The sequence below is a fragment of the Flavobacterium sp. HJSW_4 genome (assembly GCF_042436695.1).
Classification (GTDB): Bacteria; Bacteroidota; Bacteroidia; order Flavobacteriales; family Flavobacteriaceae; genus Flavobacterium.
The window spans coordinates 18,721-45,236 of the sequence record NZ_JBHNPP010000003.1 but is presented as its reverse complement, the minus strand read 5'-3'; the positions used below and the strand labels follow the sequence as shown (position 1 = coordinate 45,236).

The 26,516-nt window shown below is 32.8% G+C and carries 26 protein-coding genes; 10 read left to right on the top strand and 16 right to left on the bottom strand.

Annotation, left to right across the window (positions count from 1 at the left end):
* Nucleotides 1–289: 289 nt before the first annotated feature.
* Nucleotides 290–940, bottom strand: a complete 651-nt coding sequence (locus ACE01P_RS03505; protein WP_379694231.1) for a response regulator — start codon at nucleotides 938–940, stop codon at nucleotides 290–292.
* A gap of 214 nt (nucleotides 941–1,154) precedes the next feature.
* Between ACE01P_RS03505 and ACE01P_RS03500 the strand changes: the two genes are divergently transcribed.
* Nucleotides 1,155–2,159, top strand: a complete 1,005-nt coding sequence (locus ACE01P_RS03500; RefSeq protein ID WP_379694229.1) for a helix-turn-helix domain-containing protein — start codon at nucleotides 1,155–1,157, stop codon at nucleotides 2,157–2,159.
* Nucleotides 2,160–2,200: 41 nt separating this feature from the next.
* On the opposite strand, the gene ACE01P_RS03495 is transcribed toward ACE01P_RS03500, so the two are convergent.
* Nucleotides 2,201–3,178 (bottom strand): helix-turn-helix domain-containing protein, encoded by a 978-nt coding sequence (locus tag ACE01P_RS03495; protein ID WP_379694226.1) that lies wholly within the window; start codon nucleotides 3,176–3,178, stop codon nucleotides 2,201–2,203.
* A 335-nt stretch (nucleotides 3,179–3,513) separates the two neighbouring features.
* Between ACE01P_RS03495 and ACE01P_RS03490 the strand changes: the two genes are divergently transcribed.
* Nucleotides 3,514–4,497 (top strand): hypothetical protein, encoded by a 984-nt coding sequence (locus ACE01P_RS03490; protein ID WP_379694224.1) that lies wholly within the window; start codon nucleotides 3,514–3,516, stop codon nucleotides 4,495–4,497.
* A 121-nt stretch (nucleotides 4,498–4,618) separates the two neighbouring features.
* Here ACE01P_RS03490 and ACE01P_RS03485 read toward each other — a convergent pair whose 3' ends face one another.
* The 8 genes from ACE01P_RS03485 to ACE01P_RS03450 form a co-directional block, all read right to left on the bottom strand.
* Nucleotides 4,619–5,608, bottom strand: a complete 990-nt coding sequence (locus ACE01P_RS03485; RefSeq protein WP_379694222.1) for a helix-turn-helix domain-containing protein — start codon at nucleotides 5,606–5,608, stop codon at nucleotides 4,619–4,621.
* A gap of 185 nt (nucleotides 5,609–5,793) precedes the next feature.
* Nucleotides 5,794–7,626 (bottom strand): gliding motility-associated C-terminal domain-containing protein, encoded by a 1,833-nt coding sequence (locus tag ACE01P_RS03480; protein ID WP_379694220.1) that lies wholly within the window; start codon nucleotides 7,624–7,626, stop codon nucleotides 5,794–5,796.
* Nucleotides 7,627–7,660: 34 nt separating this feature from the next.
* Entirely contained in the window at nucleotides 7,661–8,698 is a 1,038-nt protein-coding gene (locus ACE01P_RS03475; protein WP_379694217.1) for a glycine-rich domain-containing protein, read from the bottom strand.
* Between the two features lie 36 nt (nucleotides 8,699–8,734).
* On the bottom strand, nucleotides 8,735–9,586 hold the full coding sequence (locus tag ACE01P_RS03470; RefSeq protein ID WP_379694215.1) for a hypothetical protein: 852 nt from the start codon (nucleotides 9,584–9,586) through the stop codon (nucleotides 8,735–8,737).
* 36 nt (nucleotides 9,587–9,622) lie between these two features.
* Nucleotides 9,623–10,345 (bottom strand): hypothetical protein, encoded by a 723-nt coding sequence (locus ACE01P_RS03465; protein ID WP_379694213.1) that lies wholly within the window; start codon nucleotides 10,343–10,345, stop codon nucleotides 9,623–9,625.
* Between the two features lie 50 nt (nucleotides 10,346–10,395).
* Nucleotides 10,396–10,983 (bottom strand): hypothetical protein, encoded by a 588-nt coding sequence (locus ACE01P_RS03460; RefSeq protein ID WP_379694211.1) that lies wholly within the window; start codon nucleotides 10,981–10,983, stop codon nucleotides 10,396–10,398.
* Nucleotides 10,984–11,064: 81 nt separating this feature from the next.
* A complete protein-coding gene (locus tag ACE01P_RS03455; RefSeq protein WP_379694208.1) occupies nucleotides 11,065–11,520 on the bottom strand; it encodes a CAP domain-containing protein in 456 nt (151 codons plus the stop codon).
* Nucleotides 11,521–11,597: 77 nt separating this feature from the next.
* Nucleotides 11,598–12,197: a murein L,D-transpeptidase catalytic domain-containing protein gene (locus ACE01P_RS03450; RefSeq protein WP_379694206.1), complete on the bottom strand. Its 600-nt coding sequence runs from the start codon at nucleotides 12,195–12,197 to the stop codon at nucleotides 11,598–11,600.
* 248 nt (nucleotides 12,198–12,445) lie between these two features.
* Here ACE01P_RS03450 and ACE01P_RS03445 point away from each other — a divergent pair, with 248 nt between their 5' ends.
* A complete protein-coding gene (locus ACE01P_RS03445; RefSeq protein WP_379694204.1) occupies nucleotides 12,446–13,393 on the top strand; it encodes a hypothetical protein in 948 nt (315 codons plus the stop codon).
* A gap of 32 nt (nucleotides 13,394–13,425) precedes the next feature.
* Here ACE01P_RS03445 and ACE01P_RS03440 read toward each other — a convergent pair whose 3' ends face one another.
* Nucleotides 13,426–14,124, bottom strand: coding sequence for a DUF1826 domain-containing protein (locus tag ACE01P_RS03440; protein WP_379694202.1), 699 nt, complete (start codon nucleotides 14,122–14,124; stop codon nucleotides 13,426–13,428).
* Nucleotides 14,125–14,300: 176 nt separating this feature from the next.
* Between ACE01P_RS03440 and ACE01P_RS03435 the strand changes: the two genes are divergently transcribed.
* The gene (locus tag ACE01P_RS03435) at nucleotides 14,301–14,906 is read left to right on the top strand and encodes a hypothetical protein (RefSeq protein WP_379694199.1); all 606 of its coding nucleotides are present in this window, start codon (nucleotides 14,301–14,303) and stop codon (nucleotides 14,904–14,906) included.
* A 67-nt stretch (nucleotides 14,907–14,973) separates the two neighbouring features.
* On the opposite strand, the gene ACE01P_RS03430 is transcribed toward ACE01P_RS03435, so the two are convergent.
* Both ACE01P_RS03430 and ACE01P_RS03425 read right to left on the bottom strand, forming a co-directional pair.
* On the bottom strand, nucleotides 14,974–16,332 hold the full coding sequence (locus tag ACE01P_RS03430; protein WP_379694196.1) for an NAD-dependent succinate-semialdehyde dehydrogenase: 1,359 nt from the start codon (nucleotides 16,330–16,332) through the stop codon (nucleotides 14,974–14,976).
* A gap of 107 nt (nucleotides 16,333–16,439) precedes the next feature.
* Nucleotides 16,440–17,528: an NADH:flavin oxidoreductase gene (locus tag ACE01P_RS03425; protein ID WP_379694194.1), complete on the bottom strand. Its 1,089-nt coding sequence runs from the start codon at nucleotides 17,526–17,528 to the stop codon at nucleotides 16,440–16,442.
* Nucleotides 17,529–17,746: 218 nt separating this feature from the next.
* Between ACE01P_RS03425 and ACE01P_RS03420 the strand changes: the two genes are divergently transcribed.
* The 4 genes from ACE01P_RS03420 (at nucleotide 17,747) to ACE01P_RS03405 (ending at nucleotide 20,152) form a co-directional block, all read left to right on the top strand.
* A complete protein-coding gene (locus tag ACE01P_RS03420) occupies nucleotides 17,747–18,112 on the top strand; it encodes a DsrE family protein (protein ID WP_379694191.1) in 366 nt (121 codons plus the stop codon).
* A gap of 117 nt (nucleotides 18,113–18,229) precedes the next feature.
* Nucleotides 18,230–18,694, top strand: a complete 465-nt coding sequence (locus tag ACE01P_RS03415; RefSeq protein WP_379694188.1) for a nucleoside deaminase — start codon at nucleotides 18,230–18,232, stop codon at nucleotides 18,692–18,694.
* A 4-nt stretch (nucleotides 18,695–18,698) separates the two neighbouring features.
* On the top strand, nucleotides 18,699–19,574 hold the full coding sequence (locus tag ACE01P_RS03410; protein ID WP_379694185.1) for a helix-turn-helix domain-containing protein: 876 nt from the start codon (nucleotides 18,699–18,701) through the stop codon (nucleotides 19,572–19,574).
* 119 nt (nucleotides 19,575–19,693) lie between these two features.
* Nucleotides 19,694–20,152 carry an RNA methyltransferase gene (locus ACE01P_RS03405; protein ID WP_379694182.1) on the top strand — a complete coding sequence of 153 codons (459 nt, stop codon included), beginning with the start codon at nucleotides 19,694–19,696 and terminating at the stop codon, nucleotides 20,150–20,152.
* A gap of 57 nt (nucleotides 20,153–20,209) precedes the next feature.
* Here ACE01P_RS03405 and katG read toward each other — a convergent pair whose 3' ends face one another.
* Together katG and ACE01P_RS03395 are read right to left on the bottom strand one after the other, a co-directional pair.
* A complete protein-coding gene (gene katG / locus ACE01P_RS03400; RefSeq protein WP_379694180.1) occupies nucleotides 20,210–22,483 on the bottom strand; it encodes a catalase/peroxidase HPI in 2,274 nt (757 codons plus the stop codon).
* A gap of 302 nt (nucleotides 22,484–22,785) precedes the next feature.
* A complete protein-coding gene (locus ACE01P_RS03395) occupies nucleotides 22,786–23,244 on the bottom strand; it encodes a hypothetical protein (RefSeq protein ID WP_379694177.1) in 459 nt (152 codons plus the stop codon).
* A 292-nt stretch (nucleotides 23,245–23,536) separates the two neighbouring features.
* Between ACE01P_RS03395 and ACE01P_RS03390 the strand changes: the two genes are divergently transcribed.
* The gene (locus ACE01P_RS03390; RefSeq protein WP_379694174.1) at nucleotides 23,537–24,325 is read left to right on the top strand and encodes a polysaccharide lyase; all 789 of its coding nucleotides are present in this window, start codon (nucleotides 23,537–23,539) and stop codon (nucleotides 24,323–24,325) included.
* Nucleotides 24,326–24,425: 100 nt separating this feature from the next.
* On the opposite strand, the gene ACE01P_RS03385 is transcribed toward ACE01P_RS03390, so the two are convergent.
* Nucleotides 24,426–25,400: a GNAT family N-acetyltransferase gene (locus ACE01P_RS03385; protein WP_379694171.1), complete on the bottom strand. Its 975-nt coding sequence runs from the start codon at nucleotides 25,398–25,400 to the stop codon at nucleotides 24,426–24,428.
* Nucleotides 25,401–25,602: 202 nt separating this feature from the next.
* On the opposite strand from ACE01P_RS03385, the gene pip reads away from it, so the two are divergent.
* The gene (pip, locus tag ACE01P_RS03380) at nucleotides 25,603–26,502 is read left to right on the top strand and encodes a prolyl aminopeptidase (RefSeq protein WP_379694168.1); all 900 of its coding nucleotides are present in this window, start codon (nucleotides 25,603–25,605) and stop codon (nucleotides 26,500–26,502) included.
* The last annotated feature ends 14 nt before the right edge of the window (nucleotides 26,503–26,516 follow it).

The following is a 26,516-nucleotide window of genomic DNA, read 5'->3' as shown; positions in this document are numbered from 1 at the left end:
ACAAACAATCCCATGTTTGTATGCTAACTGAAAAAATATAAAGACAGAAAAACTCTTGAATATTGTATCAACTTCAAAAAAGAAATGGTAGATTCCCTTTAATAATGTATGCCGTTTTATTGAAATATTTTCACAGTAAGAAGTAGTAAAAAACACATTAAAAGATGTTGATTTTAATCACATTTAATCGAATTTAAAAAGCTTTAAACAATATTAGCAAACAAAACAAAAGGCTTCATAAAACTGAAACCTTTCTTTTAAATTTAAAACATCACCTTTTTTCAATCATTTAAACTTCGCATTCTTTCAAATAATACAAATTAAAAATACTTATTAATGAAGAGAGATTATTAATATCTAGTTTTTCAAAAAGTCTATTTTTATAAGTGCTTACGGTGGTTCTTTGTATATTTAATGTTTCTGCAATAGCAGAATTTCCATAGCCTTCTGCCATTAATCTCGCAATTTCGATTTCTCTGTTTGACAATTGTTCTAATGGATTTATAGGCTTTTTTAAAATATAAGAGTCCATAATTTTGTTTTGAATATTTGGACTTACAAATTTTCCATATGAAAGAACTGAGTTTATTCCATAAGAAATCTCCGTTTCTTCACTTAATTTACTCATAAAACCATTTGCTCCGGCATTTAAATAACGAATAGCATATACTTCTTCATCACAAGCAGAAAAAATTAGAATTTTGATGTTTGGCTGCAATTCTTTTATGGTTGGAATTATATTTAGGCTTATTCCGTCGGGAAAATTAATATCTAATAAGAGTAAATCTATTTTTTGCTGTTTTACGAGTTTTAAGATTTCTAGAAAATTTCCTGTCTGCAAGATATTGGCAGACGGAAAAATATCTTTCAGTAAAAATGAAATTCCTTGTCTTATCATAGCATGGTCGTCTGCGACCACAAATGTTTTATTTGTCTCCATCTAAAAAATTATATAAAAGCAAATGTATGATCGCAACTCTACAGAAAAGATACAAGTAAGACTTTAAAACATTATAATAAGCTATTAATTAACAAATTATAAAATAAAAACAAAACGAGTTATGATAATTTTTAAAAAAATAGCATAAATTTATATAGCATTTTATTTTAAAATAAAACCTTAAAAAAACTTCATTTTCTAATAGCGACTCGGAATGTACAAAAGAGGTGATTTTTATTGTGTCTCTCCAGACTGGCTAAAAGATATGGCTGAGGAGCTGCAGACCAATTTAGTAAACAACAATACATTAACTCTTCCAGAAAAATTAGGGAAAGGGAATATCTTTTTTATACAGGTAATCCCCGGAATTTCTGTAATGCTATTTGATTTTCTATTGGCTAAACCCTTTCTTATAAAAAAAACAAATGACAATATTGATAGAATTTCATTTCATTACGACATCAGCGATACTGAAAATCATTTAGTTATTAAAAATATCCCTCAAAAAATTGGGAATGTTTCAAAATCAGGTTTATCCATTTTTGATAGAATTAATACTGCCGTTTTTAAACCATCTCTTGAATCTCGAACTTTCGCTATAAGCCTGTCTATCGACAAAAGATTACTGATGCAATTGATTGAAAATAATCCGGAACAGGATTTGATTAATCAAAATATTGATTTTACAAAAAAGAATTTATTTTACAATACAGATATTGATAGTGAAAGTCTTCTGTTGCTGACCTCTCTAAAAAATATGCCTATTACTACAACATCCTATGAGACTAATCTTAGAGGCGTTTCATTAAAACTGTTGGCTAATACTTTTCTTAAATTGGCAGAAAATAATTTAGATGAAAAAAAAATATCAAAAATTGATATTCAAGGATTGCATAAATCAAAAGATTTTATGTTTAAAGATATCGTTGGGGCTTTTCCGTCAATTGAAACTCTTTCAAAAATAGCAGGAATGTCTACCACAAAATTCAAACTTTTGTTTAAAAAATATTTTCGCAATACGCCAAAAGAATTATTTATAAAAGAAAAAATGATACAGGCAAATAAACTCTTGCAAAGCGGCGACTATGTAAGCCTATCAGAAATAATAAAAGATTTGAATTATTACAACACAAAGCAATTTTCTATTAAATATTTTTCCATTTTTAATCGAAAACCAATAGACGATTTTGTCAAAAAAGACGCTTCTGACAACGCATAATTCAGAATAAAATTAGTTCTAAATTTAAAGCTGAAAATACCTTACAGCCCTTTTACAAATGTCAATGGTGAAACTCCGAAATGTTTTTTAAACCTAAAAATAAAGTAGGCATAATCGGTAAAATTCAGTTCGTCTGTAACTTCTGAAATGCTCATTTTTTGTTCGAGAAGTTCTTTCGCTTTTAGGAGTTTATAGTTCATAAAAAAACTATTGGCTGGAGTTCCCGTCATTTTGCTAAATAATTTTTTAAATTTTGATTCTGACATATTACTTTTTTCTGCAATATGTTTGATCGATGGAAAAACGCCACTAATATTATCCATCAAATAATGTTGAATGTCAATGATGCTTAAAAAATCTTTTTGGTCAACTTTCTCAATAACAATATTATTATTTACCATTTGAATTAAATAGTCAGAAACCAACATATGAGCTGCAGAAATTAGTGATAGATTAAACACGCTTCCAGACACTTCCATTTTTTGCAGATCCTTTAAAATTATACTGCTATTAACAGAAATTCGATCGAATTTAATGAATGTATTTTTTGAGGAATCCATTATTTTATCCATGTTTTCTAAAAAAACAGGATTGTTTTCAGCAAAGGATTTTATTTTTATTTTTTTTATAAATATACAAAGTGCCATTGTTTTACTTCCTGCTTTGACTTCATAACTAGTATCCAAAATACTGTCGATGATAGACAAATTATAACCAAAACGGCCAACATTATAGAAGAAATTACTGCTCCTTTTTTGAGCTTCGCCATCGGTTAGATCATAGTAAAAACCAATAAAATCTGTTGTGGTATTTTTTTGTATAAATTTTATGTCTGTATTATATACTGCATCTATATATAAAAGTACAATGTCATGCCCGCAATCTAGGAAATACCTAACGCCACTGCCTATTTTTTCAGGAATAAGAATAGAGTTTCCCTCTATTTTTCCTTCTAATTGCTCGGCATAAGATGCTATCCAATTCAGATCAGCTCCAAAAGAATGTTCAATTGTGATCATATATTCAATTTTAGGATGAAAATAAAACTTTAATCAATTGTGCTTCATTTGCTCGATTAAAGAGTAACTCTTTATGTTCGCTTAAAAAATTGTAGAACTAGAACTTCAAATGTTAAACAAGTCATACTACAAAAACTCCTGTCATTGCATTTTACTTTTACCAAATCAATTGAATTACAATAAACCAAAACATAAAAAATAATCAGGGTAAATTCTTGATTTAGTCTTTTGCTTACTTATAAACCATGTAATATTTCAAAAGAATTTACATCTTTTTATATAGTTAATCCAAAGAATGACAACTAATTTGACTCTAATATAATCAAGTATTATTTATGAAAAAAATTTCGCACTACTTTACTTTAACATCTGGATGGCAAGATCAGTTAGCTGAACAAATTGGCTCAAAGGTGATAGATGATAAAATAATTGAATTTCCAAAAGAAATAGGAAAAGGATATATGTACTTTACTGGAATAATTCCTGGAATTTCTGTTTCCTTGACTAATTTATCTCTTAAAAGTAAAATTTCAATTAATAGAGAAGAATCTTCTGATGATTCTTTTATCATTTTTTATGACATGAGCAATCATTCAAATCTTCTTAAAATTAAAAATAAAGAATTAAAAATTGGCACTTATGAAAAACCAAACCTTATTATAACTGACAATAAAAATTCAGCATATTATGAAACACAAATAAACAAAGAATCGTTTGCCTTACAAATATTAGTTGATAAAAAACTATTCCCAGATTTTGAATCAAATTATCCTTATGCATCACCCAATTATGCTGAAAAATTAAAGAAGGAAGAATTCTTTTATGGCCAAGCAGATAGCAAAAGTGCAATTTTATTGCATTCGCTAAAAAACAAAAATATTTATGATGTTTCTTTCCATTCTTTTATAACTGGTATTACCTTAAAATTAGTTGCTAATTTATTAAGCAATAATACTTCAGCTACAGAACAAGATAAAATCAGAGTCTTGGATAAAGAGGCAATAGATCGAACAAAATTATTTTTATTATCCAACCTGCACAATCCATTTCCAACAATTGAATTTTTGTCTAACATGGCGAGAATGTCAAAATCGAAATACAAAACAACTTTTAGCAAACTCATGCTTACTACACCCAAAAAGTTTTATATAGTCGAGAAAATGAAACTTGCTAGAGAACTTCTTACCAGTGGAAATTTCGATAACGTAAATTCTGTTAAAGACAATCTTAATTACAGTCATTCTAAAACTTTAAGTTTAAAATACTTTAAACAATTTAACAAATTGCCTATCGACGATTTTATTGGGAGAGCGAGTTAAATCTTAATTGTTAAAAGAATTTTTAGCCTTTTTTATTATAATTTGGAGCAAAGGAGTAGCGACATAAGTCTTACTCCTTTTTAAATTTAGTATCAAGTCAAAAAATCTTAAAAAATGCAAATTACTTTCTATAAAACTTCGGAGATATTCCAAACTTTTTTTTAAATATGACGCTAAAATAAGAAGGATTACTAAAGTTTAATGTATTGGAAATTTCAGCTATTGTCAAGTCGCTTTCTTCTAGAAATTCCTTTGCTTTGAATAGTTTATTATCCATAAAAAATGAATGTGCAGTATCTCCGCTAATTTTTTTAAATGATTTTTTGAAATCTGTAGCAGACATATCGCAAATATCTGAAAGGGCATCAATTCCAGGAAATTGTTTATCTATATTCTTAATTATATGCCGTTGCGCCAGCATTATACCTGCAATACTTTTTTTTCTAACTACAGGACGACCAATAGATTCGTTAGCTATTTTTTCTAAGTACTCAGAAATCAATAAATGCACAGTAGCTTTTGCGCTAAGATCAAATAAAATTCTAGGCTGATAAGGTTTCTGCAAATCCTTAAGAAGCTGAAAACTTTCTATGCTCATTATTTCATGTTTCATAATGTTGTCTTCGCTGAAACATGAAAAGAAAGCTTCTGTTTCTGGAAAGTTTTTATTCTTTTCAAAATGTCTTTTAACAAATTCTTTTTTTATAAAAATAGAAAAAACGGCAATCTCGCTTCCGTCTGTTCCTAATTCAACTTCTAGGAATTTATTAATTATTAAACAATTAGAATCTTTTCCATTTATAATTTCTGGACCAATCTTAAAAGTCATTTTCGAATTCTCATCTGACAAATTGTAATAAAGTCCAACAAAGTCATCTTTTAAACTCCTTTTTGCTAACTGCAAAGTGTTTGTACAGGATTCATCCATGTAAAACAAAAATATTTCATTTTTTACTACCTCCTGAAAGTAACTGTATGAGTTGTTATTGATTTTGAAAACCTCTGATAAGGTATTTTTGGACTTCGTTTCATATCCCTGTGAAATGCAATAGACTTGATCTAAAGTTGAATAATAGGCTTGAGCATTTTTTTTCAGTTCTATTTTATCCATAAGGTTTAATGTCTTTAAAATTCTGATACAGCCAATGTTTAGTAACAACTGAAGAATAATGTAATTCTCAATGTTAGACCTGTCAGACTGCTTTATTTTGCAAAATAGCACATAGACATTAAAATAGAATGTAGTTTTACACCCTCATTTTTAGTAGATTAAATTCTACAAAAACATCATTTTTTTTATCGTGAAAGATACAGATAGCCAACCTTTTCTTTTTCTACTCCTTCAAAATCTTTATAAATAAGAACATAAAAATAAGTTCCTTTTGACAATCCTGAATTCTGATCTATTACAGCCTTTCCATTTGAAATTCCTTTAAAGAAATTGTCGTTTTTACCATAATTTTCAGTTGAAAACACCTTAACGCCCCATCGGTCGAAGATTTCCAATTTATTAGTTGCATAATTTTCTAATCCTTTTATAATCAATTGATCATTAACTCCGTCTTCATTTGGCGTAATGGCATTAAATACCTCAATATCATCTTTGACTACTGGCTTGCAATCTTCAACAATCACCTGATAACTAACTTTACTTGTACAGCCTTGATCGTTTGAAACAGTGTAAGTTATAGTTACTAATCCTTGAGATTTACCACTTACCTCACCCGTTGAAGGGTTTACCTCAGCAATGCGAATATCAGATGATGTCCATATTCCGTCTTGAACTCCATCAGTTGTCAACTGTGTTGTATCGTTGAAACAAATATTTTCATCGCCTGAAATAATACCTGGATTTGGAGCTTCTGTTTCATCAATAACAATATTTGCGGTAATCACATTTCCGTCAATATCTGACACGATTACATCATAAGTTCCTTTTCCTAAATTATCAATTGTCTGTGTTTTTGCACCGTTATTCCAGTTGTATAAATAAGGTTCTTTTCCTCCTGATACATTTGCTGTTGCAGATCCTTTTTCATTGCATAATACATCTGTTTTAGAAATTGATAGTACTAGTGGATTGACCTGTGACTCTGTTTTATTACTTAATTTGGTAAAATACGCTTTCTCATTTATTGGATTAATCGATAAGGATGAAAAAATTCCAATATTAATTTCTGTAATGCCATTGATTTTGCTTGGTGCTGCGTTATTAATCTGCCAGCCCATTTTTCCTGCCAAATCAGAAGCTCCGTACTGTGAAACGCAATTTGCTTTAGAATCAAAATCAGATCCATTGGTTGAACTATTGTGTTGCAAGGTAATTTCTGCCTCAACTACAGTGCTTGCATATATATTCCATGTTCTATCTATACCATTTGCTTTTTCTTCAATTGATGCTGAAAGGGCATAATTAGCAACATTTACATGTATAGTATTATTCGTTTTTAATTTAATTGAAGCCGGAGTATAATTATTAGCTGCAATACCGACGGGGAATTCAAATGTTCCTTTATAATTCTCTTTCACCAAATGTCCGCTGTCGTTTGTGACCACGAATTTTGATGCATCATAATCCTTCAACACAGCAGTCTGATTCACTATTAAATCATTCGTATCCAAGAACAAATTGCCCGAAATAAAAAGTATGCTATTTCCAACAACTGTGTTGGTATTTTTAAGTATAACTCCTTTTGGATTGTTGATTTCAATATTAGAAAAAACATTAGAATCTACAGTCGATTCCTTGCTTCCTCCATCTAAAATTTGCTGACCTATATATCCATTTATCGGGTTTGGCTGCTGAAAAACAATACTTCCAGTACCGGATCCTTGCGTAAAATGAGTCCAACTTTTATCTGCTCCGTATATCTTCGCGCCAAGTTCCATTTTGAAAGATACACCATAGAATAAAATCTTTGCACCATCTTCAATATATAGCTCAGCTTTTGGCCCCAAGACGACATCTCCATACCATTGCTCTTCTTGTCCTTTATAAACATAATATGGGCCATCAATATAAACTGACTCAGATTGAGCCATTCCATAAATCGACGACAGGAGTGTAAAAAACCTGAAAATATATGATATAAAAACTGATTGATTCACAAACTTAAATACTGTTATCAAGATTCATTTACTTCTGGAACTACTTTGAAAAGCATTAATATTTTATTATGCTAATACCGCTTCCGCCTCCTCTAGCACCGCCATAGCCACCGCCGCCACTTCCGCCACCGCCAGTATTTGCAGTACCGTCAATTGCGCCAGCATTCGCACCACCTCCTTTGGACGTACTTCCTCCAAATTTGCCTCCTGCTCCTGGACTATACCAGCTTCCGCCTCCGCCGCCAGCGCCAAGCAATGCCTCAGTAGGCGATATATCAAACATACCAGCAATTACTGCTGAAAAAATAGGTGCCTCAACACCATTCTGACCAATATTTGACCCAGCGCGACCACATTGTCCATTATTTTTTCCCCCATTATTATTACCGTAAGCGCCTCCATTACTTTGTCCAGCACAACCTCCTTGTGCTGTTAAATACTCTCCAAAACTAGTTTCACTACCATTTTGCCCAGCAATACCGCCATTTCCAATTATTACCGAAACAGATGCAAGGGGTGTCAAATCTATATTTGCACTTATTACTGCGCCACCACCACCACCATCTCCATAATTTCCAGTTTTACCGCCACCGCCGCCACCTACACACAGAATGCTAGGTAAACCACTGGCCGTGAAACCATCAGGGTATTTAAAAGCTGTATTCTTAGTGAAAATTTGAAATACGGGCTCTTTTACCTTCCAAGTATAATCGTGTGTGTATTTTGTACCATCATTTGCAGTAAGTTCAATTGTGAAATTGTAAACAATATCTCCCAATCCTTCTCTATTTGGTGCGTTACCCATTATTACGCCATTTGAATCCATGGAAAGGCCTTCTGGCAAATTTCCTTTCACGATGGCAAATGATATTATATTCTTTAACGGGCTACGATAAGTGTAATTTATATTGGATATTGCCGACCAATAAATATCAGCAAAGGCATTATTGACGTTTACTTTTTGTCCCCATCGAGTTTGATTTGCTGACCAAAATTGAGCAACTGGAGACTGTCCAAATCCATTAAAAAACAATAAATTAAAAAACAACGTAATAAAAAAAGTCTTTGTATTTGCTACAACAATATTTCCCATATTTAAGTCATTAATTACATAACCATTTACTAAAAATTAATTGTAATTATTAGCTACTGTCCACCAAAAAGTTGTTCCATCATACAAAAAGGCTAAAATATCAACAGCCCCCGCAACAGTTGTTAAAGTTACCACACCATTTCCCCCAGACATTACCTTACTATTTTTCCCTGCAGCTAAACCAGCAAATGTTATGGTACTATTTCCAGAATTTGTAACTATTATAGTTCCATACATGCCTTTTTTAGCATTAGAAATTGTTAAAGTGTTTACACCGCTCCCTAAAGACCATTGAGCGCTTGCTCCTTTATTTATATCCCATCCACCCCCTGTCAGTACTTGTATTGGAGTCGTGTAATTGTTTGCATTTATTGTACCATTGACATCCAGTTTTTCATTAGGATTGCTGGTTCCAATACCTGCATTGCCGTTTGACATTATCCTTAACCTTTCGGTATTATTGGTTTTAATTACCAAATCATTTAAATCGGTGGTTCCTAAAAAATTGGTTTGTGGCACTGTTCCTGAATTTCCAGTTGTGAGCCAAGAAAAAGCTCCCGCAGGAACTTTTTCTACTGCACCAGTTGTACTGTTCCAAGTCAATAAACTATTGGCATTAGTACCTTCTAAGAGATTCTGTAAAATTATTGGAGGCAATTTTCCATCTCCATTTACAACCAGTTTTGCACCCACAATTGAGGTAGTATCTATTCCAATTGAAACATTACCGTCATAATCCTTATTAAATAAATTATTTCCTATACGATACCATTTACTAGAATCAACATATTGTATAGTTCCCTTATTATCAACCACTCTTATCTCTTTCTGAGCTAAAAGCGGAGAAGAAAACATTGTTAAAAGTAATATGGTAATAACGTTTTTCATTTTTATTTTAGAATTAGCCAAAAGCCTATACAACGATTATTTTATCCAGTGAATTTCAATTTTATCTCCTGTAATGAAAGCATAATCATCAGGATCAGTACCATTTGCATTTTTTATAGTTACTGTTGTACCTGCAAGGGTATAATCTGTATCTGCCAATAATTTTGCTCCGTTACGATACACCCATATTTTTTGAACTGTTGAAGGCAAAGTAGTATCTGTAAATGTTGCATCTGTAGCTGCTACCGCACTCAATTGTGTTTCACCACCGTTTACCAAACTAGACATTAGCATTTTTTTTGTCTCACCAGTAGCTTCATCACGCACTAACATTGTGAAACCAGTTCCCGTACCATGTTTCGATCCATCTACTGCATCAGTAGAAGCTGCGTCTGTTGCAGGATTAATCAATTTAATACCGTCTAAAGCAAAAACTTTACCCGTTGCATCAATAAAAGTATCATCTGTCAATGTTCCTCCCAATTGCCATGTCGTAACAATGCCTTTATCTGGAGTTGTATTTGTGATTTGAGTAATACCATTTTTTACTTGCAAATATTTTATAGTTCCTTTATTATCAACAACTCTTACTGCTCCTTGAGTTGCGGCCGTACCATCTCCTATTTGTCCTAAAGTTGTAGGTGCCTGTTTTGTTATTGCAGCCGCTTTTTCCTGTGCTTGTGCATAATATCCACTTAAAAATAAAGCAAGAACTAAAACTATTTTGCCAAGTTTTTTTACTGTTTTTTTTGTTTTCATACTCATTTCCTTTTTCATTTTCTTCTTTTTAAATTACTATTATATATTTATTAATTCCATTGATAAATTTTAATCTCATCTCCTTCAAAGCATCCTTCGTTAGTGTCTGAATACAATTGAAGTATTATTGCTGATTCGCCTATAACAGATGTAAATTCGATTTCTTCCCCATTTCTAAAAACTTGAATTTTATCAGGAGAATTAATAGGAATTGGTGTGCTGAATTTTTTTTGTCCGTTTACGGCTATCGTTTTTTGTTTGATTACTTTATTGCTTATCGATTCTGTATTATCACCAGCTATCTTAATCCATTGATTTCCGTCATTGTAATAAACACCTAGAGCGACATCATTAACATGAGCATAATTGTAAACCTGCATTCCCTCAACATGAGTTTTAAGAGGCGTTGACTCTTTTGTAGAAATCAAAGACACTCTTGGCATCAAAAATCCTTTATTTCCGTCTTTTTCTCCTAATTGTAAATAAGCATTAGAATCAACAGGACCAGGCACTCCTCCTATTTTAGTTTGAGCATAAAACTTCATTGGCAGAAAATATAGAACCATCAATAAAATGAGGATATGGAACTCCTTCTTGATCCTGCCTTTTTTTGTCTTTACTATTAATTGATTTTTCATTTTTTATACTTTCAATATTTCACAAACTATTGAATTTAAATATGTCCTTTCGAAGTAAAATTGAGAGTGACGAAAATCTAATTAGATCTTAATAAAAATGTTCGTAAAATACTTCTTACCAGTATCTTGATTCTCCCTAATGGAAATTCCGAAATAATTGAAATCTCCCAACATAACTTCCTTATGCTCTGGACTTTTTGCCCATCCGTTTAAAACACCTTCGGCCGAACGGTAATTGTAACCAACATTTTCTGAAACTTTTTTTGCACCCAAAGTTTTTATAATTTCCTCCGATCTGTTTGTAAAATCATCATGACTAGGAATACCTTTTTCTATCATGTATATATTGTGTTCCTCCGATTTAATTGAAAGATGATTTAATATTTCTAAAGAATCCAAACCATTTGATGCTCTGTATTTGTTTATTAATAGAAGTGTTTCGACCTCCATAGTAGAGTAATCGTAATTTTCTAAAATTATTTGCTCATTATCGTTATCTTTTTCTTCTATCCCTTGCGCTTCAGCTGAACAATTCATAACTGTACAAGCCAATACTATGAGAACTATTCTCCAAATAAATTTATTCATCTCTTAAGTTGTTAATTGATAGATTTCTAATAGTATATTTTTAAAAGAATATTTGATTTTGAGCCATCAATTATCTTTTCAATTCTGTGGAAGAAAATTTCATTAACCATAGGACATCCGTGACTATCCGAAATTGGATAATTCTGTTCTTCAAGAGGCACCGCAGAATAATAATGAAGTACTACATGTCGCATATAGGCATTACTATTTAAAGAATCCAAACCATATAGTTTGTATGACTCTCCAAAACTCCCTTTATATTTATTGCCAATTGCACATCTTCCTAGAGAAGTCATTTTTGAATTTGGTTCATTGCCAAATCTTAAATTTCCAATGATGCCTGTTTCTGATCCAGATCCATGAGCTACAAGTCCGCTGTCTGTAACTTTTCCATTTTCAAGATCGTAGACAAAAAATCGTTTTTTCCCAGAGTTAACTCTCATGTCAATTAAAAAAGCCGTCTTTTTATTATACTTCGGATGTGTAGTAATAAATTGTTTTACATCTTGAACTTCTGCTTCAAATCTTTCAGCATCACTATCAAAATCTCTCTCTTTTTTATTTATATGTTTTACCGGAAAAACAAATATTGACTTGAAAGTCAGCATTAGTACAATTCTAAACATTTTATCAGTTTTAAAGTTTCTAATTTTAACACTGCAAAGTTGAGGGTACTCTCATTATTTATACTGAAAACTAAGACTCAAAAACATAACAATAAGACTATATTTTAGATAAAACCAGCTGAAAATCAACAACAAAACCATTTACAAAGTGGAAATCGTATAATGCTTTATTTAAATCATGTAAAGGTTTTGTGGTGAGGTTTAAGACATTTGAAGATTGAACGACTTAAGCTGATTTCTCAAATCTGATGGCAAAAATTATATATATACTGATTCTAATTTTTCCATGCTTCTGTTTTTCGCAGAGCGAAAAATATAACGCGAAAGTTGCATTCGCTATTGAAACTTATGCCTTTCTTAAAGGGCAGAATGCTGCGTTACAAAAAGTAGCACAACAGTTTCCGCACCTCACACCTAAAGTATATGAAGCAGAGAAAAACTTAAAAACGGTGTTTGGACGGACTGAAAAAAATCTTAAACAATTTCTAAAAGAAGAACTTGAGATTTCTCAAATGGATTCGCTTCATATATTAATGGATTCGCTTCTCAATCGGCAACTATCAAATCCTATTGAAAAAGAACAACATGCTCATGATTTTCTTTTAAAACTAAAAGACAGATCAAATTATAACCAAGAACAGCTTCCGAAGGGAATTTTATCTTTTAGATATTACGACGCACCTCACCAAGAAATTACAGATGGTCATGTCAATTTTTTTAATAGTGAAAATCATCCAAAAGCAGAAAATACTTCCATAAAAGTTCCCGTACCGAAAAGTTGGCTGGCGCAAGAAGCACATATGCCTGAAACAATTCAGCAGTTTACAAGTTGCGATGGAAATGGAACGGAAAAAATATTGATTGTAGTTTATGATTTACCTAAAGAATTGCATGGTTTTAAACTGAATGATAAATCCGTTTCATCTTTACTGCCTCCGACAACTAAAATAATTCGTTCAGAGACTTTAACTATTGATAACATTCCCGCCTTTATGATTGAAGTTGAAGAATCTATAGAGAATGAAAACAACATGAAAATAAGAATGATCCAATTTATGATTGTAGATAAAAACAAATTGTATTGTTTACAAGGCAGCATCGGGCCTGCAGACAAAAATGAGGATTTAGGATTTGAGATAAAAAAGTATGAACCGCTCTTTCGTCTTATCGCATCTAAAACAGAGCTGGATAATTAAATGTAAATTCTTCTGTTACTGTATCCAATAGTTTAGCAAATTAGCAATAACCGATATTCGCCATCATTTTCTTTTGGTGCTCTGTGAATGCAAGGCAATACTTTTTGTTTTGGATGATCTACAGCCAAACGCCAAATATGCATTTGCCCTAAATTAATAGGTTGAGCATTCTCATTTAACTGATAATGCAAATCAAAGTAATTCTCTTTCAAAAAGTCTTCGAATTCTTCTTCTGTTCCATCATGCAGTTCTCTTAGCTTTGCTCTGATTTCTGGAATTAAAATTTTTTGTTCTGCCTGCGAATTAGAAACAATATCGCTTGCCGCTCCATGATAGGTGCACAAAAAAGTATCTGTCGCAATGGGTGAGCGATCTACGTGAAACGAATATACATCAGTAGATATGAAATCAAATTCGTCATCTCGTTCGTAACACTTTAGTAAATTAAGAGAAGGCGAAGCTCCAAAATCGGTTAATAATTGCAAATCATTTAAGATGGTTTCTCTCGCTATGTTTCCCTTTTCTGATAGTTGGAGTGCGATTAGATCTTCAGCGCAAACTTCCGTGATATTTTCTTTTAAACTTAATTGATTTACAATTTCACTAAAATCGCCATCCAAATTTCTGAACCAGCATAACGCATTCATTTCTCCCTTGAAGTCGGTATTCATGAGCTCAGAAAAAGTAGAAACTACACCTATTTGAATGTTGGAAGAAAATATATTATTCATAGTTTGGAAATTAAGATAGAATACAAAAATATGCAATAGTAGTTACTTCCAAAATCTTTATAATGCTAATTTCATCTATTCGGCTGTTACAACTTTTCAATAGTAAATAACCATGAAATCAGGTATTGTTTTCTCTTTTAGACGTTGGTAAATTTGTTATCAACTAAAATAAATATATGATGAAAGATAGTAATATCAAGGATTTTAAAGTAATGAAATCATTTTCTTTTAAGAATAAAACAGCACGTTTTGTAAAACAACTTTTTTATATTTCTGTTTTAGCAGTGTTTTTCTCAGCTTGTTCAAGCAATGACAGCGAATCAGACAACAATCAATCTGAATATTACTTTAAAGCCACTTTGGATGGCCGTAAAATAACTTATTATGATGCCAATTTTCAATTTAGTGGCAACAATGGTCGTTTTGAGCACATTATAATTAAAGGATTTGAAACACCTTATCCTAAAACTCCTGGTCAGCTTGCACCCAACTCGTTAGATTTTGAAATATGGAGAACAGGAGGAAATATTCCTTCGGGCACGTATTCTACTCCTACAGAACCAGAAATGGTGGCTCGATATGCGGTTCAAAAAAAAGAAGGAACTACTGTTTATAGCACTCAAACTGCTGATGACGTTTTTACAGTAAAAATTGAATCTATTAGCGAAAAAGGTATTAAAGGTACATTTTCTGGAAAAGTTAGAAATAGTTCAGGAGAAGTTGTAGAAGTAACTGAAGGATCTTTTAATCTTCCTGATTCCGATTTAGTTAATCCATCATAAGATCCTCAAAAAGAAAAGGTGTTTGAAACTCTCAAACACCTTTTCTCTTAATTTATGCTACTGAGGCCTAATACTTATTAATGTAAACCGTTTTTTTGTTTACAAATTCCTGAATACCATCTTGCGAAAGTTCGCGTCCATATCCTGAATTTTTAGTTCCTCCAAAAGGCAATCTCTGATCACTCTTTACCAGTTCATTTACAAATACGGCACCTTCATCAAATTTTGGCACTAATCGGAATGCTTTTTCGAAGTCTTCTGTAAAAATGGTAACTCCTAATCCAAATGGACTGCTGTTAGAAAGTGCAACAGCTTCTTTTTCATCCTTAAAAGTGGTAATTCCAATTAACGGTCCAAAGATTTCTTCTTTAAAAATTGACATATCTGTTGTCACATTTCCAATAACAGTAGGTTCGAAATAGGCTTTATTTCTTTTTCCGCCTAATAAAACTTTTCCTCCTTTATCTAATGCATCTTGAAGCTGTTTTTCCAGTTCTTCAGCAAGGTCAACTCTCGCCATTGTTCCTATTGTTGTTTCCTCATTCAAAGGATCGCCCGAACGAAGTTTGCTAACTTCTTCTACAAAAGCTTTTGTAAATTCTGTTGCAATAGACGATTCTACCAACAAACGTTTTCCAGCAATACAGCTTTGTCCCGCATTCTGAAAACGCGCTTGCACACAAGTTTTAACCGTTTTCTGTAAATTACAATCTGCAAAAACTACCAAAGCATTGCTTCCTCCTAACTCTAAAACTGTTTTTTTAATTTCATTTCCTGCAACACCTGCGACAGCTCTTCCTGCGGCCTCACTTCCTGTCAATGTAACAGCCTTGACTTTTGGATTTCTAATGATTTCTTCTACCATTTTACTTCCAATAGGCAGATTCGTAAAACATCCTGCTGGAAATCCTGCTCTTTCGAATATTTTTTCAATACTCATGGCGCTTTTCATCACATTACTAGCATGTTTTAAAACCGCAACATTTCCTGCCATTAACGCCGGAACAGCAAAACGCATCACTTGCCAAAAAGGATAATTCCAAGGCATAATCGCCAAGACAATTCCTATTGGTTCGTAGCTTACGTAACTTTTATGCGCTTCTGTTTCTATTATTTTATCAGCAAGCATCTTTGGAGCATTCTCAGCATAATAATCACATAATGCTGCACATTTTTCTACTTCAGCTAATGACTGAGTGATTGGCTTTCCCATTTCTTGGGTAATAACTTCAGCGTATTCGCGTGAATTTTTTCGCAGTTCTTGACCAACAGCTTTCATTAAAACGGAACGTTCAGAAAAGGGAATTTCTTTCCAAATCTTATATTGAGCATCTGCTTTATCAATTGCATTTTCTACCTCTTTCCTATCAAATTCAGCAACTTCATATACAATCTCCTGATTATAAGGATTTATAGACTTTATCATAATATTATTTTTTATTGTATCTGTTTAAAAACGATATAAAAGGTACAACTAATTTTAATTTTTAAATTGTGAAAAGTCTAATTATTTTTTGAATAAAGTCTTTTAGCTTATAAAGATCCTGCTTTTACAAAAGTCTGCCAACCGCGCATGGTTTCAATAAAACGCTCGCTCAAACCACCTTGTCTTAAATAATCTGCCATTACAGGCAATTGCGGACTATCGTACATTGGATTTGCTTTTACCTGAAGCGGAAAATCTCTCTGAAGAATCGCTGCACGAGCAATAAGTACAAAATCACAACCTTCATCTAGAAGTTCTCCTGCACGCTGTGCGCTCATAATTTTTCCTGCTGCACCCAAACGAACTCCCTTACGGGGAATTTCAGTAAAAACACTCAACATTGTTTTTCCTTTAAAAGTTCCGTCACGAACTATTTGGGCTGAATCCCAAAGCGCTAAATCCAAATAATCGATTAATTCACGATCAAAAATATCAGCAGTAACTTCTCTCAATTCTTCTAAAAGCAGTCCATAACGTTCAATAGATAATCGCCAGCCAATCTGAAAATTTGGACCGCAAGCTTTACGAATTCCTTCAATAACTTCTATTGTAAAACGAGCGCGGTTTTCTAAACTTCCTCCATATTTATCGGTACGATCGTTCAAATTTGGCGACATAAATTCAGAAAGAATCCAACCGAAAGCGCCATGAACTGAGATTCCGTCAAAACCTGCCATTTGAGCTCTTTTCGCAGCAGCGATAAAACTGTCTCGAATTCGTTCTACTTCTTCAGTCGTAATGGCTTTAATTCCTTCTAAAGTTTTGCTTGACGCTGGAGCTGGAATTCCTCCAATTGAAGGTTTAGCACGATGTCCCCCATGATGCAATTGCACCGCAGATAAAGCCCCGCCATCACGAATAGCCGATGCCATTTTGGTTAATCCGAGTAAATGATCGTCGCTATGAATTCCTAATTGGCGTTCAAAGGCAATTCCTCCAGCCTCTACAGTAGAAGCACTCGTTTGAATTAAACCGTAACCGCCTTGCGCAAGTTGCTCCATCCAATATTGATCATATTCAGATGCAGTACCATCAAATTCACTTTGCTGACTGGTTAAAGGTGCCAACATAAAACGGTTTCTCATTGCTGGACCATGAAGTAAGGTAAGCGGTTTAAATAAATCGGAAACAGACATATTGTTTATTTTTTAAAGTTCTACTTGTGTGAATTATTATTTGAATGCAAAGTTGTCGAGATAATCAATTGAGAAAAATGGAGGATTTTTACTTTATAATGGACGTTTTGAACGGAGAGATAACAAGATGAAAATTCTCCATCATAAAGTAAATTTCCTCCATTCTTTAGCAGCCATTGTCGCAAGATCTTTGCCTTGTCAATAAAAACAATTTCAAAATGAAAAAAACAGCAATTATTATTCTTTCTGATCCAAAAGCGGGTTCAGAAGAAGCTTTAGGACGTGTATTCAATGCTTTAGCATCAGCTTATGAATTCAAACACGAAGGAGAAGATGTAAAAATTATTTTTCAAGGTACAGGTATAAGATGGCCAGAACAGCTTGAAAAACCTGAGCATCCAGTTAATGCACTTTATAAAGAAGTAAAAGATCACGTTCACGGACTTTCAAAAGGTTGCGTTGCAGTATTTGGAACTGAAGTATCTGGTTATGAATTACTAAACGATAATGAAGTTCCTGGAACTCCTGGTTTACCAAGTTTTGTAAATCTTAAAAAAGAAGGTTACGATATTTTGGTTTTCTAAATTAAAAACTGCTCTCTTTTTAGTTGAGAGGGCAGTTTTTATATGATTCAAAATTGTTACTTTTTAAGTAATTTAGCGTAGTTCGAATACTTCATAAAAATATTTAATTCATCAATCATGCAAGAAGATTTTCAATATTACATGCATCAATGTTTAGATCTAGCCAAGAGTGCTTTAAAAGCTGGCAATCCGCCTGTTGGTGCGCTCATTGTTTTGGATGGAAAAATAATTGGAACGGGAATTGAATCTGGAAAATCTACTGGAGATATTACCAATCATGCAGAAATATTAGCGGTTCGAGATGCCTTAAAAAATGGGCATTCAGATCAACTCTATTTGGCAAAGATGTACACTACACACGAACCTTGCATTATGTGCTCTTATATGATTCGTCATCATAAAATAGCTGAAATTATCTATGGTACATCTGTTCCATATGTCGGAGGATCAACTTCTCGATTTAATATTCTTTCTACAGAAGATGTTCCAAAATGGGGAAATAAACCTCAAATAATTGGTGATGTTTGTGTTGAAGAATGCGATAAGCTTAATTCTGCATTTTTAGAATTAAACAAACAGTGAAAATATGTTATCTCAATCTGTACATACACTTGTCAATCAGCAAAATGGGAATTTATCCTTTAAAGTTTTTGAGTTTGACAATAGTAGTTATTTTGATCACATTCAGCGAAATAACTATTTTACTATAATCATAATCACTTCGGGCGAAGGATTGGCTAAAGTTGATCTTTGCGAGTATTCGTTCAAAGAAAATACTTTATTTGCTTTCTATCCTTATCAGCCTTTTATGTTGGTGTCTGAAGGAACACTGACGGGTATTTCTATTCAGTTTCATCATGATTTTTTCTGCATTTACAGACATCATAAAGAAATTGCTTCAAACGGAATTTTGTTTAATAATGTTTACCAGCAGCCTTTTATTTTTCTTGACGAAAACAATAAACAAACCTTAATGAATATTGTTCGAGAAATCGTCAACGAACTAAAAATGGAAGCTTTAAGAAAAGATGAGGTTTTGGTTTCTTATTTGAAAATATTTTTGGTTTTCGCTACTCGAATAAAACTCGAACAACAATCTATTAGAGAAGTTAACAGCAATGAAAAGCAGCTTCTTATGGTGCAAAACTTGAGAAATGCTATTGAAGATAATTTTAGAACAAAACATTCTGCCAGTGAATATGCAGATATGCTACATGTAACGCCAGTAGTTTTAGCTCGTGCAGCAAAAAATCATTTCAATATGACGCTTTCAGATTTAATAACCGAAAGAATAATTGTTGAAGCCAAAAGAGAATTGTACTTAACAGACAAAACCGTCAAAGAAATTGCCTATGAACTGGGTTATGACGATGAATATTATTTTAGCAGAGTTTTTAAAGGCAAAACCGATATTTCTCCTCAATTATATAGAGATACAATTGGTTTTAATAGAGGAGCGTAATTTATCTTATTCCTAATTTTTCCAAGAAATACTTTCACATTGATTTCTTCTTAAAAAGGATTCATTTTTCGTCTCAATAAAATATTGATTTATCTGCTTACACTTTGTACTTTTGCCGTATGAATGATAATTTTATAAATGAATACTTCGGCATAGGGATACAAAATGGTAAAACACCTGAAAATTTAGGCGTTTTGTGGCGATCTGCTCAAAATTTGGGTGCTACTTTTATTTTTACTATTGGTAATAGATATGCTAAACAAGCATGTGATACTCATGATGCGGTAAAAGCAATTCCTTATTTTCATTATGATACTTTTGAAGCATTTTTTGAAAATCTACCAAAAGGTGCAAGATTAGTAGGCGTTGAACTATCAGACAAAGCTTCTGATTTAGAAACCTTTGAACATCCAAGACGATGCGTTTATGTATTGGGAGCAGAAGATCATGGTTTATCTAAAAAAGTAATGGAGAAATGCCATCATCTGGTAAAATTCAAATCAGAGAAAAGTTTAAATGTGGCTGTGGCAGGAACGATTGTTATGTATGATCGAAATTTGTCTAAACCACGTTCTTAAAAAATAAAAAAAGACGCCGTAATTGGCGTCTTTTTCATTTACTGCTTCTCAGCTAAATTATTTTTTCAAGTCGAATCTATCTAGATTCATTACTTTAGTCCATACTGCAATAAAATCGTTTACAAATTTTTCATGTGCATCTCCAGCAGCATAAACTTCTGCGATTGCTCTCAATTCTGAATTTGATCCAAAAACAAGATCTGCACGCGTTCCTATCCATTTTGGCTGACCAGTACTTCTGTCATTTCCTGTATAAAGTTCTTTATCATTAGAAACTGATTGCCATTGTGTATTCATATCCAATAAATTAACAAAGAAATCATTTGTCAACTGACCTGGTCTATTGGTAAACACACCATTTTTACTTCCATCTGCATTAATATCCAAAACACGAAGTCCTCCTAGAAGTACTGTCAATTCTGGAGCAGTAAGAGTTAATAAATGTGCTTTATCAATAAGCAATTCTTCTGTTAAAACAGATGATTTTGTTTTTCGGTAATTTCTAAAACCATCTGCTTTTGGTTCTAAATATCCGAATGATTCAACATCTGTTTGTTCTTGAGAGGCATCCATACGTCCTGGTGAAAAAGGCACTGTCGCAGAAGCTCCTGCATTTCTAGCTACTTTTTCAACCGCAGCGTTACCGCCTAGAACAACTAAATCTGCCAATGAAACTTTTTTATCGCCATTTGCAGCATTAAATTCTTTTTGAATAGTTTCTAACTTGTCTAAAACTACTTTTAGCGTTGCTGGATTATTTACTTCCCAATCTTTCTGTGGTGCAAGTCTAATACGACCTCCGTTTGCTCCACCACGTTTATCTGAACCTCTGAAAGTAGAAGCCGAAGCCCATGCTGTAGAAACCAATTGAGATGTAGTTAATCCTGAGTTTAGCACTTTATCTTTCAGTTGAGCTATATCTTGGTCATTTATTAGTGCATGATTTACATTTGGAATAGGATCTTGCCATAAAAGTTCTTCCGCAGGCACTTCAGAACCTAAATAAAGAGCACGTGGTCCCATATCACGATGTGTCAATTTAAACCATGCTCTAGCAAAAGCATCTGCAAATTCATCTGGATTTTCTAAAAAGCGACGTGAAATTTTCTCATAAGCTGGATCTAATCTTAATGACAAATCTGTCGTAAGCATTGTTGGCAAGTGTTTTTTATTAGGATCAAAAGCATCTGGAATAATTGCTTCAGCATTTTTTGCTACCCATTGGTGTGCTCCTGCTGGACTTTTAGAAAGCTCCCATTCGTAAGCAAATAAATTTTCGAAAAAGTTATTACTCCATTGCGTTGGCGTTGTTGTCCAAGTAACTTCAAGTCCGCTTGTAATAGCATCTCCACCTTTTCCTGAACCAAAACTATTATTCCAACCTAATCCTTGCGATTCTAAACCAGCAGCTTCGGGCTCATCGCCAACATGATCTGAAGAAGCTGCACCGTGCGTTTTACCAAATGTATGTCCTCCAGCTATTAATGCAACCGTTTCTTCATCGTCCATTGCCATTCTTCCGAAAGTATCTCTAATATCTTTGGCTGCAGCAATAGGATCAGGATTTCCGTCTGGCCCTTCAGGATTTACATATATAAGTCCCATTTGAACTGCTGCAAGAGGTTTTTCAAGATTTCTGCTATGAATATCTCCATCTGCATTATCATCTGATGAAACAACACCATGATCTTTCGGAACACCTTCAGAACCATCTTTATAACGCTCATCACCACCTAACCAAGTAGTTTCTGATCCCCAGTATACAGATTCGTCTGCTTCCCAAACATCAGCGCGTCCTCCAGCAAAACCAAATGTTTTAAAGCCCATTGATTCTAAAGCAACATTTCCAGTAAGGATTAGCAAATCTGCCCAAGAAATTTTTTGTCCGTACTTTTGTTTAATTGGCCAAAGCAGTCTTCTTGCTTTATCAAGGCTCACGTTATCAGGCCAGCTATTAAGAGGCGCAAAACGCTGTTGTCCTGCTCCTGCTCCGCCTCGTCCGTCATGAACTCTGTAAGTACCAGCACTGTGCCAAGCCATTCTTATGAAAAGTCCTCCGTAGTGACCAAAATCAGCAGGCCACCAATCTTGTGAATCAGTCATAAGAGCATGTAGATCTTTCTTTACTGCCTCAAGATCCAAACTTTTAAAAGCTTCTGCATAATTAAAATCTTTATCCAGCGGATCTGATAATGCTGAATTTTGTCTCAAGATATTTACCTTTAATTGTTTAGGCCACCAGTCACGATTTTTCGTACCTGCTGCGGCTTGTTTGTCCATGCTCCCATTATGAAATGGGCATTTGCTGATGTCATTCGATTGATTGTCCATAGTTTTTAATATTTTTATTTTTGACTAAATTACAAACTAATGAAAGAGAAAATTCCGACAGTGAATCATAAATAACACTTACGGAATAGATGAAATCTATTTTAAAAAATATTCTAAATGTTATTCTTTATAGCGATATAAAAAACAAAAACTTATAAATCACTTCTTTAAGTGTCTAGAATAATGATCTTATAAATTTAACTAAAAATAAGTCAATTTGTTTTAATCTAATATAAAATGATTTGAAAATTAATGTGTTAGAATAACAAAAAAGCTCATTTACGAATAAATGAGCTTTTTTGTTATCTTATAATTCTAGCATAAAACAATTTTTCTCGTGCATAGCCTATTCCTTTATATAGTATTAGTCCGAGAATTATATAAAAAGAAATTTTAAGATAAATATTGAAATAAAAAGATCGAATTTGAGCATTATAGTATTCTAATGGAGCATCTCTTAAAAAAATATCACCCGTCAATTTACTTTTATAAAGTGGCTGTTTATCTAATTTTGATTTTAAATATTCTAATTTAGTTACTCTCAATTCTATTTCTGAATGATCGCCTAAAATTATTCCTTTCACCAAGTAAGATAACCTTGTTCCCTCACCCGTTCCAGTATCTTCAGAAATTCGTTTAATCAATAATAAATGATTAATCATATATTTATTCTTATCTCTAAAACTTTTTAGATTTTCGTATTCGCTAAAATAACTTTGCGTGTAGAGACTTCCAAATGTTAGCACACTGGATGCAATCATATTGTAAATTATAAGAAAAGTAAAAATTGCTACTCTTATTCTTTTTATCACTTTACCTTAATTGAATTTATAGTACTTTTTAAACAAATATATTAAAAAACAGGCACGAGTTTTTACTTCCAAAATAAACCGATTTGAGCAGTAAATACGTACGCTGGATTTCTGTGTACGTAAAAACGTACTTTATTACTCCTTGTGTAAATTATTAATAATCAACTTTACACTTTCGGTTTCAAATACTACTATCTATTTTACTAACTATTAATTGTTTACTAACCTTAACATTTAAAAAATGAAGAAAATCATAAAATTAACTTGTATGCTGGCGACCGCAGCATTAGTACTTTATTCTTGTGAAAAAGAACAAGATTTAGATACACCTCAAACTGCAAAAAAAGACACGTCGCTAATCGTTAATAAAGATTCTATTGCAGCCAATTCTGAGCTTCAAGGAAGCGAGACTGCAAAAGGAACTGCTGGAGCAACAACAATTACACTAAAAACCAATACATTGACTTGTCCAGGCGGTTTGTGCACATCGTACGGCGTTTGGTCAACTGGCGTTTATACGGTTTGGTTTCAAATGAAATTTAACAACGGATTTTATTGGAGCCGTGGCGGTAAATGCGGATACGGTATCTTAATTGGTGACCAAAATACGGGCGGTGATGCAGCATGGGACGGAAATGGCGGTAGTGCCAGATTTATGTGGTATTGTCCGAACGGATCTAATTCTGCTAAAGGAAGTGGAGCTTATCTTCAGCCTTATGTGTATTATAGAGACCAGCCTGGACAATATGGTAATGATTTCGGAAAGAAATATTACATTCAGGAAGGCGTTACCTATAATTGCCAAATCTCAGTAAAATTAAATACGGGTTCAAATACAGACGGATACATTAAATATTACGTAAATGGTACAGAGATATTGAACGAAAAAATTCGTTGGGTAACTAATGATTCTAAGCGAAATGTGAATGCAGTAAGTTTTCACACTTTCCGTGGCGGAAGCCAAGAGTACTGGAAAGCTCCTGTAACAAGCTCTATCTCCTATCCAAGCGCATCTTGGGATGCTTTATAATATCTAATACATTTTAAAAACCATTTGAACCGAAAAAATAAACCCTACAACTTCGATGTTTTTTAATAAAAGCATCGAAGTTGTTTTAGTTTAAAGGTTTCTATAATTCTTTTTTAAAACAAATACTCGTTTCTATTCCAGCATATTGTCCGTAATTTTCGGTAACGGCATACGTTTTAGTATATAATCCGACTGCTTCTGTTTGCACATTGCTTGTTTCTAAAACTGCTGATGCATAACCCAATTCCTTAGCCCAGTTTTCTAATTCGTTTAAAACTTTAGAAGCGATGCGTCTTCCTCGGTATTCATCGGAAACAAACATGCGTTTTACCTCAACAGATTCGTTGTCAAACTGTTTTATAGCGCCACAGCCCACTGCAATTCCGTTGATATAAGCGATAATAACGTGTTTGATAGCATCAACCTTATTAAATTGATTGAAGTATTCTTGCATATCACCATTTCGGCTTGCTAAATTCTCGTCTAGTTTTACAATTAGATTTGCAAAATCTAAATTTTGAGACGTTGTTCTTACGAGTTCTAAATCTTCTGTATATCCGTATATTTTCATATCCGTTAAGTCTTCTTCTCTTTTTCTGTAATCTTTCTTTAAAAGCCCTTCATATGTAAATCCAGAACGCTCGGCAACTTTAATGCTTGCTGTGTTTTCTTCCGCAATTTTCATGAAAAGTCTATTGAATTTCTTTTCTGCAAAACACCAATTTTTAAAGGATGTTAATGCTTCGGCTCCATAATTATTGCCCTTATATTTTTCAAAAATAAAATAAGCTAATTCGCCTTTTGGAATTCTCCAATCAATTTCTCTAACAGATATATGACCTATAAATTCATTGTTTTCTAAAGAAAATATACCGCAAGCATAACTTTTATTTTCTTGCCAATCTATTTCTTTCTGCTCCAAATATTTCTTTGTTGATTCTAAGCTATCATTTACTTTTATCATGTTTGCAAAGTAATCATACAAATAGTCACTGTTATCGGCTATGCTTTTAAAGAAGCATTCTGAATCTTCCAGTTTGTAAGGCTTTATTAGAAGGTTTTTGGTTGTTATCATTTTGGTCTTTTGTCGTTGTGTTTTCGAATGATAAAACTAGGCAAAAACCTAATGCGTAAAAATGCTATTTTTTTATTTGTTAATGCATTTTTTGCATTATGAAATTAAATTAGCACTTGACAAACGAGCTTTTGAATACTATCGAACTTAAAACATTTATATTTGTAAGTGCCATTTATTATGAACCTATTAAACCTAAAAAATGAATTTTTTCAAAGTAAGCGAAATTCACAATTTACATTATGAAGTATATGGAAATCCAAACGGAGAACCAATATTGTTTGTTCATGGCGGGCCTGGAGCTGGATTTTCTCAAGAAGATAAACGCTTTTTTAATTTTGATAAACATAAAGTTATATTCTTTGATCAGCGAGGATCTTCAAAAAGTACTCCTTTTGGTTCTATTATTGAAAATACCACTCAAGATTTAGTAGATGATATTAATAAACTTCTGGATTTTTTAGAAATCAATGAAGTCACTCTTTTTGGAGGTTCATGGGGCACAACACTTGGATTGGTTTATGCCATTCAAAATCCAAATAGAATTAAAAGATTATTGTTAAGAGGGATATTTCTAGGGAATAAAGAATCTATTGATTATTACTTAAATGGTGGCATCGAAGAACAATTTCCTGAAATATGGAAAAGGTTTCGTGATAATGTTCCTAAAGAATCTGAACTTTCTATCCCTAAATATTATTTAGATAAAATGACAAACGGCTCAGACGAAGAGAAAAAATACTTTTCGTACGAATGGGCTTTTTATGAAATTTCAATTTTTAAAAACAATATATCGAAAGAAGAAGTTCCGGCTATTTTAGGAAAGTTCCCATATGAATCTTTATCTATAATGGAAGCGCATTATCTGACTAATGGTTGTTTTATAGATGAAGATTATATTTTCAAAAACATTAATAAAATTATCGACATTCCTACCACAATAATTCACGGAAAACAAGATGCTATTTGTCCTGTAAAATTTGCAATTGAATTAAATTCCAAATTAGCCAATAGCGAACTTTTTATTGTAGAAGGAGGCCATTCTGATTCTGAACCAGAAATTGAAAAAAAACTAATTGAAGTGATAAATCAAATCAACTAGCTGAAGTAAGATAT

What these genes read in the sequence shown, in the direction of transcription:
- ACE01P_RS03460 (WP_379694211.1), bottom strand. Translation starts at nt 10,983, where the DNA reads ATGAAAAATCAATTAATAGTAAAGACAAAAAAAGGCAGGATCAAGAAG.
- ACE01P_RS03490 (WP_379694224.1), top strand. Translation starts at nt 3,514, where the DNA reads ATGAAAAAAATTTCGCACTACTTTACTTTAACATCTGGATGGCAAGAT.
- ACE01P_RS03405 (WP_379694182.1), top strand. Translation starts at nt 19,694, where the DNA reads ATGAATGATAATTTTATAAATGAATACTTCGGCATAGGGATACAAAAT.
- ACE01P_RS03435 (WP_379694199.1), top strand. Translation starts at nt 14,301, where the DNA reads ATGATGAAAGATAGTAATATCAAGGATTTTAAAGTAATGAAATCATTT.
- ACE01P_RS03395 (WP_379694177.1), bottom strand. Translation starts at nt 23,244, where the DNA reads ATGATTGCATCCAGTGTGCTAACATTTGGAAGTCTCTACACGCAAAGT.
- ACE01P_RS03485 (WP_379694222.1), bottom strand. Translation starts at nt 5,608, where the DNA reads ATGGATAAAATAGAACTGAAAAAAAATGCTCAAGCCTATTATTCAACT.
- ACE01P_RS03500 (WP_379694229.1), top strand. Translation starts at nt 1,155, where the DNA reads ATGTACAAAAGAGGTGATTTTTATTGTGTCTCTCCAGACTGGCTAAAA.
- ACE01P_RS03430 (WP_379694196.1), bottom strand. Translation starts at nt 16,332, where the DNA reads ATGATAAAGTCTATAAATCCTTATAATCAGGAGATTGTATATGAAGTT.
- ACE01P_RS03420 (WP_379694191.1), top strand. Translation starts at nt 17,747, where the DNA reads ATGAAAAAAACAGCAATTATTATTCTTTCTGATCCAAAAGCGGGTTCA.
- ACE01P_RS03385 (WP_379694171.1), bottom strand. Translation starts at nt 25,400, where the DNA reads ATGATAACAACCAAAAACCTTCTAATAAAGCCTTACAAACTGGAAGAT.
- ACE01P_RS03475 (WP_379694217.1), bottom strand. Translation starts at nt 8,698, where the DNA reads ATGGGAAATATTGTTGTAGCAAATACAAAGACTTTTTTTATTACGTTG.
- ACE01P_RS03450 (WP_379694206.1), bottom strand. Translation starts at nt 12,197, where the DNA reads ATGTTTAGAATTGTACTAATGCTGACTTTCAAGTCAATATTTGTTTTT.
- ACE01P_RS03425 (WP_379694194.1), bottom strand. Translation starts at nt 17,528, where the DNA reads ATGTCTGTTTCCGATTTATTTAAACCGCTTACCTTACTTCATGGTCCA.
- pip (WP_379694168.1), top strand. Translation starts at nt 25,603, where the DNA reads ATGAATTTTTTCAAAGTAAGCGAAATTCACAATTTACATTATGAAGTA.
- ACE01P_RS03445 (WP_379694204.1), top strand. Translation starts at nt 12,446, where the DNA reads ATGGCAAAAATTATATATATACTGATTCTAATTTTTCCATGCTTCTGT.
- ACE01P_RS03470 (WP_379694215.1), bottom strand. Translation starts at nt 9,586, where the DNA reads ATGAAAAACGTTATTACCATATTACTTTTAACAATGTTTTCTTCTCCG.
- ACE01P_RS03440 (WP_379694202.1), bottom strand. Translation starts at nt 14,124, where the DNA reads ATGAATAATATATTTTCTTCCAACATTCAAATAGGTGTAGTTTCTACT.
- ACE01P_RS03415 (WP_379694188.1), top strand. Translation starts at nt 18,230, where the DNA reads ATGCAAGAAGATTTTCAATATTACATGCATCAATGTTTAGATCTAGCC.
- ACE01P_RS03390 (WP_379694174.1), top strand. Translation starts at nt 23,537, where the DNA reads ATGAAGAAAATCATAAAATTAACTTGTATGCTGGCGACCGCAGCATTA.
- ACE01P_RS03465 (WP_379694213.1), bottom strand. Translation starts at nt 10,345, where the DNA reads ATGAAAACAAAAAAAACAGTAAAAAAACTTGGCAAAATAGTTTTAGTT.
- katG (WP_379694180.1), bottom strand. Translation starts at nt 22,483, where the DNA reads ATGGACAATCAATCGAATGACATCAGCAAATGCCCATTTCATAATGGG.
- ACE01P_RS03495 (WP_379694226.1), bottom strand. Translation starts at nt 3,178, where the DNA reads ATGATCACAATTGAACATTCTTTTGGAGCTGATCTGAATTGGATAGCA.
- ACE01P_RS03455 (WP_379694208.1), bottom strand. Translation starts at nt 11,520, where the DNA reads ATGAATTGTTCAGCTGAAGCGCAAGGGATAGAAGAAAAAGATAACGAT.
- ACE01P_RS03410 (WP_379694185.1), top strand. Translation starts at nt 18,699, where the DNA reads ATGTTATCTCAATCTGTACATACACTTGTCAATCAGCAAAATGGGAAT.
- ACE01P_RS03505 (WP_379694231.1), bottom strand. Translation starts at nt 940, where the DNA reads ATGGAGACAAATAAAACATTTGTGGTCGCAGACGACCATGCTATGATA.